Source organism: Streptomyces sp. NPDC060194 (assembly GCF_042728285.1).
Taxonomy (GTDB): Bacteria; Actinomycetota; Actinomycetes; order Streptomycetales; family Streptomycetaceae; genus Streptomyces.
This window is the reverse complement of record NZ_JBHWZH010000180.1, coordinates 1-10211: the sequence shown is the minus strand read 5'-3', so window position 1 is coordinate 10211 and position 10211 is coordinate 1. Positions and strand designations below refer to the sequence as shown.

8 protein-coding genes are annotated in these 10211 nt (G+C 73.9%); 2 read left to right on the top strand and 6 right to left on the bottom strand.

The window, feature by feature from the left end:
• Positions 1-135 precede the first annotated feature (135 nt).
• From ACFWEG_RS26240 to ACFWEG_RS26215, 6 genes are all read right to left on the bottom strand, one after another.
• The gene (locus ACFWEG_RS26240) at positions 136-1224 is read right to left on the bottom strand and encodes a BMP family protein (RefSeq protein WP_387219822.1); all 1089 of its coding nucleotides are present in this window, start codon (positions 1222-1224) and stop codon (positions 136-138) included.
• 260 nt (positions 1225-1484) lie between these two features.
• Positions 1485-2771: an amidohydrolase gene (locus ACFWEG_RS26235; protein WP_387219825.1), complete on the bottom strand. Its 1287-nt coding sequence runs from the start codon at positions 2769-2771 to the stop codon at positions 1485-1487.
• A gap of 137 nt (positions 2772-2908) precedes the next feature.
• Entirely contained in the window at positions 2909-3997 is a 1089-nt protein-coding gene (locus ACFWEG_RS26230; RefSeq protein WP_387219820.1) for a hypothetical protein, read from the bottom strand.
• A 26-nt stretch (positions 3998-4023) separates the two neighbouring features.
• The gene (locus ACFWEG_RS26225; protein WP_387219818.1) at positions 4024-4959 is read right to left on the bottom strand and encodes an N-acetylneuraminate synthase family protein; all 936 of its coding nucleotides are present in this window, start codon (positions 4957-4959) and stop codon (positions 4024-4026) included.
• 26 nt (positions 4960-4985) lie between these two features.
• Positions 4986-6302 carry a cytidylyltransferase domain-containing protein gene (locus ACFWEG_RS26220; protein ID WP_387219815.1) on the bottom strand — a complete coding sequence of 439 codons (1317 nt, stop codon included), beginning with the start codon at positions 6300-6302 and terminating at the stop codon, positions 4986-4988.
• Positions 6302-7645, bottom strand: coding sequence for a DUF6716 putative glycosyltransferase (locus tag ACFWEG_RS26215; protein ID WP_387219812.1), 1344 nt, complete (start codon positions 7643-7645; stop codon positions 6302-6304). The genes ACFWEG_RS26220 and ACFWEG_RS26215 overlap by 1 nt, the downstream gene beginning before the upstream one ends.
• Before the next feature lie 198 nt (positions 7646-7843).
• Between ACFWEG_RS26215 and ACFWEG_RS26210 the strand changes: the two genes are divergently transcribed.
• Both ACFWEG_RS26210 and ACFWEG_RS26205 read left to right on the top strand, forming a co-directional pair.
• Positions 7844-8845: a glycosyltransferase family 2 protein gene (locus ACFWEG_RS26210; RefSeq protein WP_387219809.1), complete on the top strand. Its 1002-nt coding sequence runs from the start codon at positions 7844-7846 to the stop codon at positions 8843-8845.
• Positions 8842-10158, top strand: a complete 1317-nt coding sequence (locus tag ACFWEG_RS26205; RefSeq protein ID WP_387219807.1) for a polysialyltransferase family glycosyltransferase — start codon at positions 8842-8844, stop codon at positions 10156-10158. The genes ACFWEG_RS26210 and ACFWEG_RS26205 overlap by 4 nt, the downstream gene beginning before the upstream one ends.
• Positions 10159-10211 lie beyond the last annotated feature (53 nt).

Sequence of the window (10211 nt, the reverse complement as noted above, 5' to 3'; positions counted from 1 at the left end):
GGGGCCGCTCCTTTTTTTTATACCACCCCGCGCCCTCTTTTTTCCCGGTCCCCACGGTTGTGGGGGCAACCGGGCGGGGGGCGCCCGGGGCGTTTCGCCGTCGCGCCCCGCACCGCAGGTCAGAGGGGTTTGCCCCTACTTGTCCTTGACGGTGATCGAGCCGTCCTTGACGGCGTTCGACGCCTTCTCGACCTCGGCGACGACCTCGGTCAGCTCCTTGTACTTCGGGTTGGAGTCGGCCAGGCCCACGCCGCCGGACTTCAGGTCGAAGCGCTGGACGCCGGTGATCGGCTTGCCGTCGACGACGGACTTGGTGAGGCTGAAGACCGCCCCGCCGACGTCCTTGGTCATCGAGGTCAGGATGTAGTCCTTGTACTTGGCGAGCGCCGCCTGGTTGTACTGGTCGGAGTCGACGCCGATCGCCCACTTCTTGTTCGCGGCGGCCGCCTCGATCACGCCCTGGCCGGCCAGGCCCGCCGCGTGGTAGACCACGTCGGCCTTGGCGTCGATCATGCCCTCGGCGGCGGCCTTGCCCAGGTCCGGCTTGGAGAAGCCGTCGAAGTTCGGCGGCTGGGTCAGGTAGCGCGAGGTGACCTTGACCTTCGGGTCGGTGTCGGTGACGCCCTGCTTGAAGCCCGCCTCGAACTTCTTGATCAGCGGGATCTCGACACCGCCGACGAAGCCGACGACGCCGGACTTCGACGCCTTGGCGGCGGCGACGCCCGCGAGGTAGGAGCCCTGCTCCTCGGCGAAGACCAGCGCGGCGACGTTCGGGCCCTCGACGGTCGCGTCGTCGATGATGCCGAAGGTGGTGTCGGGGAACTTCGGGGCGACGGCCTTCATGGCGTTGGCGTAGACGAAGCCGACGCCGATGACCGGGTTGTAGCCCTCGCGGGCCAGCTGGGTGAGGCGCTGCTCCTTGTCGGCGTCGGTCTCGCCGTCGTTGGGCTCGACGTCCTCGGCGCCGATCTTCAGCTCGGCCTTGACCTTCTCCAGGCCGCTGTAGGCGGCGTCGTTGAAGGACTGGTCGCCCTTGCCGCCGATGTCGTAGGCCAGGCCGAGGCCCTTGCCCTTGTATCCGCTGTCGGAGGAGGCGCTCGTGGACGCCTTGTCCGCGGGCTCCTTCTCGGTGCTGGTCTTGCCACAGGCGGTCACGCTGAGCGCGAGGGCCGCCAGGGCCACCCCCGCTTTGGTGATGCCGGAGCTACGGGACGTACGACGCAAAGGAATCCACCCCTTCATTCCAAGACGCCGTGGGCGGCGCTGGGTTCGCGGCACAGTAACGCGCGTAGAAACGGTGGGGGAACGGAGACGGGACGGGCGTTACCGGATCGTGCCGGGGGGAGGTTACGCATCCGTGAACCAGTGGTACTTAGGGGACGCCGGGGGGCGTTTCGCAGGCCCCCCGCGCCCGCGCCCGCACGCCCCCGCGCCCGGCGCGCACGTCCCCCCGCGCGCCCCTGCGCACGCTCCCGCGCCGCTCCTCAGCGGCCCGCGTCGAGCAGCGCCGCCGCCGTGAAGAGCTCGACGCCGACGGTGATCGCCCGCTCGTCGACGTCGAAGTCGCCGCGGTGCAGGTCGCGGCGGACCGGGTCGCCGGGGGTGCGCACGCCGAGGCGGGCCATCGCGCCGGGGACCTGCTCCAGGTACCAGGAGAAGTCCTCGCCGCCCAGGCTCTGCTCGGTGTCCTCCACGGCGTCCGCACCGAGCCGGACGGTCATCGCGTCCCGCAGCAGCCCGGTGACGTCCATGTCGTTGACGACCGGCGGCACCCCGCGCACGTAGGTGATCTCGGACTTGGCGCGGTACAGCGCGGCGATCTCGTCGATCGCCTCGTGCACCACGTCGGGCGCGGCGCGCCAGGCGTCCAGGTCGAGGCAGCGGACCGTGCCGGACAGCTCGGCGTGCTGCGGGATGACGTTGGAGGCGTGGCCGGCCTCGATGCGGCCCCAGGTGACGGCCAGCGCGGAGCGGCCGTCGACCCGGCGGGCGGCGAGGACGGGGACCTCGGAGGCGACCTTGGCGGCGGCGGTGACCAGGTCGGTGGTCAGGTGCGGGCGCGCGGTGTGGCCGCCGGGGCCGTCCAGCGACACCTCCAGGCGGTCGCAGGCGGAGGTGATCGCGCCGACCCTGAGGCCGATCCTCCCGGCGTCGACCTTGGGGTCGCAGTGCACGGCGATGATCCGGCCGACCCCGTCGAGCGCGCCGGAGGCGATCGCGTCGGTGGCGCCGCCCGGCAGCACCTCCTCGGCCGGCTGGAAGAGCAGCCGGACCGGGTACGGCAGCCGGCCCCGGTCGTGCAGCTCCTTGAGGACCAGGCCGGCGCCGAGCACGGTCGTGGTGTGCACGTCGTGGCCGCAGGCGTGCGCGCGGTCGGGGACGGTGGAGCGGTAGGCGCAGGTGAACGGCTTGGTGTCGGGGATGGGCAGGCCGTCGATGTCCGCCCGCAGGGCGAGGATCGGGCGGACGCCGTCCCAGTTCTCGGCGCCGATGTCGCAGATCAGTCCGGTGCCGGAGCGCAGCACGCGCGGGGCGAGGCCGGCCGCCTCCAGGCGGGCCTTGATCGCGGCGGTGGTGCGGAACTCCTGGTGGCCCAGCTCGGGGTGCATGTGCAGGTCCCGCCGGAAGGCGATGAGCTCGGCCCGCAGCTCGTCGCCCAGCGTGCCCGGCATGGTGCCGGGCAGGACCTTGGACGGCGCGGCCCCGGCGGGTGCCCCGGGCGCGACGGCGGCGGCGGTTCCGGGCGCGTCTGCGCCGGAGTGCGGTGACATCAGATCGTTCACCCTTGCCAGGGTAGGCCGAAAGCCACCCCGTCCGGCCCTCGATCACCAAATCTTCAACCCGTCAGACGCCGGACGGTTGTACGTTTCGCGCTTGAGGATCATCCGACAGGGGTAGGACCGTTCTTTTACGCCGCGCGCACCGAGCGCAGTCGGTGCACGTCACGGGCGGTGCCGGTGACACCGGAGAGGAAGCCCGCGGCGCGGGCGGAGGCGTGCGGGGTCAGCCAGCTGGGATCGACGTCACAGATCGCCACCTCGCTCCCGGTGTCCGCCAGCGCGAGGGGCAGCGTGTGGACGACGGTTGACGGGAAGCTGAGGATCGTCCGGCCGACGGGGCCGCGCCGGGCGATCAGCTCCAGCGGGAGGTCCGGCCGGACGATCTCCAGACCCGTCTCCTCGGAGAGCCGGCGCAGCTTGGCCGCGCTCTCGCGGCGGTGCGCGAAGTAGCGGGTGACGTGGTGGGCGGCGGCCAGCGCGCGGACGGCCTCCAGGTAGCGCTCCGGGTCGACGACGCCGGTCTCCACCAGCGAGGTGCCCACCAGGTCGGCGCCCCCGGTGAGCCGGGGCGGGCCGAAGCGGCTCCGGGTCCAGGCGAGGTCGTTGGCCGCGACCCGCACCCCGGGCGGGGCCCCGTCGGGCAGCGGCATCGCGGTGAACACGGTGACGGTGCGCCGCCCCCGCGCGTCGGGGGTGAGCCGGCGGCGGGCGGCCGCCGTGACCGGCCCGAGCAGCAGTTCGCGCGGGCCGCGCCGGCCGGCCCGCCGGTGCCAGCGGACCAGCGGCCGGCCGGTGGCGAGCAGGGTGACGAACTCGGTGGTGGCGGTGCCGTCGTCCACGACCACCAGGTCCCGGGCCCGGCCGAGGCCGACGAGCAGGTGCACGTAGCGCGAGAACGGGTCGCCGATGACGATCCGGCGGGCCCGCCGGATCAGCGGGGCCAGCTCGCGGACGGTGCGCACCGGGGCGTTCGCCCCGCCGCGCGCCTCCTGCCAGCGGACGGTCATCCCCTCGTCGCGGGCAAGCTCGGCCATCCGGCGGAGCTGGCCGCGCGACATGGGGTCCAGCGGCGGGAGCACCACGACGGTCGGGCGCTCCGCGCGCCCCTCCCCCGCGGCCCCCGCCCGGTGGGCGTGGTCCCACTCCAGGACGTTCAGGAGCTGCACGGGGCTCTCCACGAACGCCAGCGTCCTGACCGCGGCCCCTGCGGGCTCCACGACGTGCTCCCGGTCCCGGTGCCCGGTCAGACCGCGACGGTCTCGCGGACCGGGGCCTGCTCGGCCTCGGCGACCACGCCCGCCACCCGGCGGAGCTTCTTCATCGGCCCGAGCTCGGACTCGTACACCTTCTTGACGCCGTCGCCGAGGGACGCCTCGATGATGCGGATGTCGCGGACCAGCCGGGCGAGGCCGCCGGGCTCGACGGAGGCGGCCTGGTCGGAGCCCCACATGGCGCGGTCGAGGGTGATGTGCCGCTCGACGAAGGTCGCGCCGAGGGCGACGGCGGCGAGCGTCGTCTGCAGGCCGGTCTCGTGGCCGCTGTAGCCGATCGGCACGTTCGGGTACTCGGCCTGCAGGGTGTTGATCACCCGCAGGTTGAGCTCCTCGGCCTTGGCCGGGTAGGTGGAGGTGGCGTGGCACAGCAGGATGTTGTCGCTGCCCAGGACCTCGACCGCGTGCCGGATCTGCTTCGGCGTCGACATGCCGGTGGACAGGATGACCGTGCGGCCGGTGGCGCGCAGGGCGCGCAGCAGCTCGTCGTCGGTGAGCGAGGCGGAGGCGACCTTGTGGGCGGGGACGTCGAACTTCTCCAGGAAGGCGACGGCCTCGGTGTCCCAAGGGGAGGCGAACCAGTCGATGCCGCGCTCCTTGCAGTGCGCGTCGATGGCGGCGTACTCGTCCTCGCCGAACTCGACGCGGTGGCGGTAGTCGATGTACGTCATCCGGCCCCAGGGGGTGTCGCGCTCGATGTCCCACTGGTCGCGCGGGGTGCAGATCTCGGGGGTGCGCTTCTGGAACTTCACCGCGTCGCAGCCGGCGTCGGCGGCGGCGTCGATGAGCGCGATGGCGTTGTCCAGGTCGCCGTTGTGGTTGATGCCGATCTCACCGGTGACGTACACGGGCCGGCCGGGGCCGGCGGTGCGGGTGCCGAAGGTGCGCAGGCGGGAGATGGAGCTCATGGTGGTGTCCTTACAGCGGGGGGTGTTCAACGGGCGGGAGTGAGAGTGGGGATCGGGTGGGCGTCGGCGGTGGCGCCCGCGGTCGTGGTGGTCGCGCGGGCCAGGGTCGGCCCGAGGAGCCAGCCGGCGATCTCGCGGATCGCCCCCGCGCCGCCGGGCGTGGTGGTCACCGCGCGGGCGGCGGCCCGGACGGCGTCGTGGGCGGAGGCCACGGCCACCGGCCAGCCGACGAGGTCGAAGCAGGGCAGGTCGTTGACGTCGTTGCCGACGTAGAGCACCCGCTCGGGGCGGATGCCGTGCTCCGCGCACCACCGGGCCAGCGCCTCGTCCTTGCGGTCGATGCCGTGCAGGACGGGGATGCGGAGCTTGTGCGCGCGGGCCCGGACGACCGGGTTCTGCTCGGTGGAGAGGATCAGCAGCTCCAGGCCCGGGGTGTCGCGCAGGGCCGCGATGCCGAGGCCGTCGCCGCGGTGCACGGAGACGTACTCGGTGCCGTCGGCCGCGATCAGGACGCGGTCGTCGGTCTGGGTGCCGTCGAAGTCGAGGACGACGGCGTCCACGTCGGCGAGGACGGGGAGGTCGGGGAGGTCCAGGAGCGGTGCGAGCGCGCGGGCCCTGGCCAGGTCGTGCGGGTCGTCGATCTCCAGGACCCGCGCGGGGTCGGTGCCGACGAGGGCGGTGCGGCCGAAGAAGCGGTGGCCTGCCGCGCGGAAGCCCGCGGTGCGCATGGCGTACGCGGCGCCGGTCTCCAGCCACTCGGGGCGGCGGTCCTGGCGGCGTGGACGGTGCGCGGGGTCGTGGTTGACGCCTGTGGACCCCGCGGCCGCGGTCTCGTCGTCCGCCCACACGAACCCGTGGAAGCCCGCCACCGTCAGCGCCGAGTCCGCGCCGTCCGCGGTGACCGCCGCCGTGACGCCGTCGACGTCCTCCGCGGTCAGGAACGGGCTGGTGCACTGCACGAGCAGGACGACGTCCGCGTCGCTCCCGTGCCGCTCGGCGTCGGCGTCGAGCGCGTGCAGGACGGCCGCCTCGCTGGTCGCGGCGTCGCCGGCGATCGCGGCGGGGCGCAGGACGGTCCGCGCCCCGGCGGCCTCCGCGGTGGCGGCGATCTCGGGGTCGTCGGTGGAGACGACGACGTCGCTGACCAGGCGGGCCCCGCGGCAGGCGCGGACCGCGCGGGCGACGAGCGGGACGCCGCCGACGGGGGCGAGGTTCTTGCCGGGGACGCCCTTGGAGCCGCCGCGGGCGGGGATGACGGCGAGGACGCGGGCCGCGGGGGCCGGTGGTGCGGTGGTGTCGCCGGGGGCGGCCGGTCCTGTGGGGGCCGGTCCTGTGGTGCTCATCAGAGTTCTCCGATACGGCGGATGACGGGGGCCACGCGCTGCACGCCGTGCCGGTACGCGCCGCGGGCGGTGTGCCGCAGGGCGCGGCGCAGCCGGCCGGGTTCGGCGGTGGCGGCGGGGGCGCCGGGCAGCGGCGCGCCGTCGCGGCCGAGGTGGTGGCGGGCGAGCACCCCGGGCAGGTAGCCGGGGGCCGTGGTGGCGGTGTAGTACGGGTCGAGGGGCGGCAACTCCGTTGCCGGATCGGTCAGTTCGGTCAGGCGCTTGCGGGCCGCGTCGTACGCGCCCGCCGTCCTCACGCCCTGCTCGGCCACCCAGTCCGGGTCGGGTTCCGGCACCTCGCCGGCGTCGAGGCGGTCCCATGAGGTGAGGCAGCCGGAGCCGAGGAAGTGGTGGTTGCCGAGCGCCTCGCGGACGCCGAGGTCGGTGAGGACGGCCGTGGGGACGCCCCGGTGCAGGGACTCCAGCGCGGCCGTCGAGCTGACGGTCACGAGCAGGTCCGTGCGGTCCAGGACCTCGCCCATGTGCCCGTACACCAGGCGGCAGTTGGCGGGCAGCGGGCCGAGAGTGCCGACGAGCTTCTGGTAGGGGGCCTCTTCGATGTGCGTGGTGTGCTCGCCGGGCCGCGAGCGGAGCTTGACGAGCACCTCGCGCTCCGGGTGCAGCCGGGCGTGCCCGACGGCGCGCCGCAGCAGGTAGGCGCGGTCGCGGCGGCTCTCCGGCACGGACGGCTGGACGGCGAAGGTGACGGTGTACGGGCCGCGGCCCGCGCGGGCCGCGGGGTCGTACGCGTCGCCGGCCAGGAACGGCAGCGCCGCCTCGACGACGGCGGACGCGTCCGCGCCGACCCCCTCGTAGACCGCGCGGAACCGGCGGGCGTCGTAACGGGAGTTGGCGACGACGAGGTCCGCGCCGTGCCGCAGGAGCAGGCCGTCGGCGAGCTTCTCGTAGACGACGCCGACGTACCCGGTGACGACGGCGGGGCGGCGGGCGGCGGGGCCGCCGGCCCCGAAGGCGTGCCCGAGGCCGTGCAGCAGCGCCTGGACGCCGCCGCCGACGAGCGCGAGGACGACCACGTCGTAGCGGTCGCCGTCCCGCGCGGAGGTGCCGACCGTGTGCAGGAACTCCACCGCCGACACCTCGCGCAGGCTGTCCGCGCGCACCCCGGCCTCGTCGAGCTGACGGGGCGTCGGGGTGGCGCGGCCGCGCAGCAGGTAGCCGTCGACGCGGGCAGCGGGCTCCACGAGCCGGCGGGCCGTCAGGACCCCCCACTTCCAGCGGGTGTCCGAGTCCGCGAGGACGGCGACCCGCTGCGGGCGGCGGGGCGTTCGGTCGGTTTCTTGCACGTCCCCGACGCTAGGAACGAATACGGAGCCGCGGCCCAACGACGGTTCAACAGCGGGTTAACAGAAGTTCGCCAATCGGTTTCCCGGCTTTCCGGGAATTCCCCGGACGGGCGGGTTCACACGCACGCCGCCCTTCGTTCATCCGCGATTTCCCTTCGCGTCGAAGGGAATGCCGGAACGGCTCATACCGTTGGCCGGGTGGTCAAGCACGTCAAACTCTCCGTCATCGTCCCGTTCTACAACGTGTGCCAATTCGCACCGGACACCCTGAGAAGTCTCCGCGCGAACGCGCGGGACGACTTCGAATTCCTGCTGGTCGACGACTGCTCGACCGACGCGACGCCCGACATCCTCGACCGCGCGGTCCAGGACTTCCCCGGCGACGCCCGCGTCCTGCGGCACGCGGAGAACGGCGGTCTGGCGACCGCCCGCAACACCGGTCTCGACGCGGCGCGCGGCGAGTACCTGACCTTCCTGGACGGCGACGACTGGGTCGCACCGGGCTACTTCGCCGACCTGGTGGCCGCCACCGAGGCCCTGGACTGCGACTTCGTGCGCACCGACCACGTGCAGTGCACGGGGAGGAAGCGCACGGTGCACCGGTTGCCCCACGGCCTGCGCGGAGTGCCGATAGACCCCCGGGCGGTGATCCTCCCCGCCGACCGGACGACGTCCGTGGACTACCCGTACGCCTGGGCCGGCATGTACCACCGCCGGCTCCTGGACCGCGGCCTGCTGCACTTCACCGACGGCCTGCGGACCGCGGAGGACCGCCCGTGGATCTGGCGGCTGCACCGGGAGGCGGAATCCTTCGCCGCGGTGGGAATGCTGGGCGTCTTCTACCGGCGGGGCGTCGCCTCCTCCCTGACGCAGATCCGCGACGTCCGCCAGCTCGATTTCATCCGCGCGTTCGACCAGGTCCTGGAGGAGACCGCGCGGGACGCGGAGTCCGCGGCACTCCTGCCGAAAGCCGTCCGGACGTACTGCGCGATGATCGCGCACCACCTGGAGTCCCTCGGCGCCTACGAGCCGGCGCTGGCGAAGAAACTGCGCGCGATGTGCCATGCGGCGATACGGCGTATGCCGCAGGACGTCCTCGACGACGTCCTGGACTCCATGGACCTGCGGCGGTCGTCCGTGCTGCGCGGGATCCGCCGCCGGTCCCCGGCCGCCGCCGTCCGCGGGGGTGCCGCCGCATGAGCACCCAGATCTTCTACGTGTCGACCCTCTACGGCACCGCGACCCTGGCGGCCGCGCTCGACGCCGGCTGCTTCGCCCCCGCCGACCGCCGGCTCCTGGTGATCGCCAACAACGCCCTCACCCCCGAGACCACCCCGTCCGTGGACGAGATGGAGGGCTTCGCGCGGCTGCGCCACCGTTTCGACGACGTCGTGTCGTGGAACGCGGCGATCGCCCCGTACCACCCCGGCGCCTGGGAGCCGCGCCCGGACGACGTGCTGCTGTGGGAACGCTACCTGCGGCTCCTGTGGGGCATCGGGGACGACGCGGTGGAACTGGCCGTGGAGTCCGTGCAGGTCAACCCGGCACTGTCGCTGGCGCAGATGTTCGCCGGCGCGCCCGTGCACGTCTACGCCGACGGCCTGATGAGCTACGGCCCCACCCGGAACAAGATCGATCCGCTGGTGGGCACCCGGGTGGTGCGGTTGCTCCACCTGGACCTGGTGCCGGGGCTGCGGCCGCTGCTGCTGACCGAGTTCGGGGTGCGGCCGGAGGCGGTGCCGACGGAGGCGTTCCTGAAGGTGCTCGGGGAGCTGGCCGACGAGACGCCGGCGCCGCAGGCCGCGGGGCCGGGGCCCGCCCTGCTGCTCGGGCAGTACCTGTCGGCGCTGAACCTGCTGACCGCCGACGAGGAGGAGGAGCTCCACGTGTCGATGGTGCGCGGCGCGGTCGAGCGCGGCCACCGCGAGATCGTCTTCAAGCCGCACCCCACGGCGCCGGCCCGGTACAGCCGCGCCCTGGAGGACGAGGCGGCGCGCGTCGGCGTCGAACTGACCGTCGTGGAAGCGCCGGTGCTCGCCGAGGTGCTCTACCAGCGGTCGCGGCCGGCTCTCGTGGTCGGCTGCTTCTCCACGGGCCTGTTCACGGCGTCCGCCCTGTACGGGCTGCCCGTGGCGCGGGTCGGCACGGAGACGCTGCTGGAGCGGCTCGCCCCGTTCCAGAACAGCAACCGGATCCCGCTGACGCTCACGGACGCGCTGCTGCCGGCGCTGGACGCCCCGACGGCCGCCGCCGAGACCGGCTACGGCGTCCAGGAGCTGGTCCGCACGGTCGGGTTCGTCATGCAGCCGCAGATCCACCCCGGACTGCGCCCCGAGGCGGAGGCCTTCCTGGCCGCGCACCCGACCGCCCTGCGGTACTTCAAGCGGGCCCGGCTGACCTCGCTGGGGCTGCCGGGCGGCGTCCCGCAGCGGCTTGCGTTCGTGCCGCGCAACCGCACGGCCCGGCGGGTGGCGCGGCGGGTGCGGCAGTTGCGGCGGCTGGTCGCACGCTGACCGCTGACCCGCGACGACGACGGGGCCCTCCGCCGAACTCCTCGGCGGAGGGC

Coding starts and splice junctions, on each gene's coding strand:
- ACFWEG_RS26235 (WP_387219825.1), bottom strand. CDS start 2,771: ATGTCACCGCACTCCGGCGCAGACGCGCCCGGAACCGCCGCCGCCGTC.
- ACFWEG_RS26225 (WP_387219818.1), bottom strand. CDS start 4,959: ATGAGCTCCATCTCCCGCCTGCGCACCTTCGGCACCCGCACCGCCGGC.
- ACFWEG_RS26220 (WP_387219815.1), bottom strand. CDS start 6,302: ATGAGCACCACAGGACCGGCCCCCACAGGACCGGCCGCCCCCGGCGAC.
- ACFWEG_RS26205 (WP_387219807.1), top strand. CDS start 8,842: ATGAGCACCCAGATCTTCTACGTGTCGACCCTCTACGGCACCGCGACC.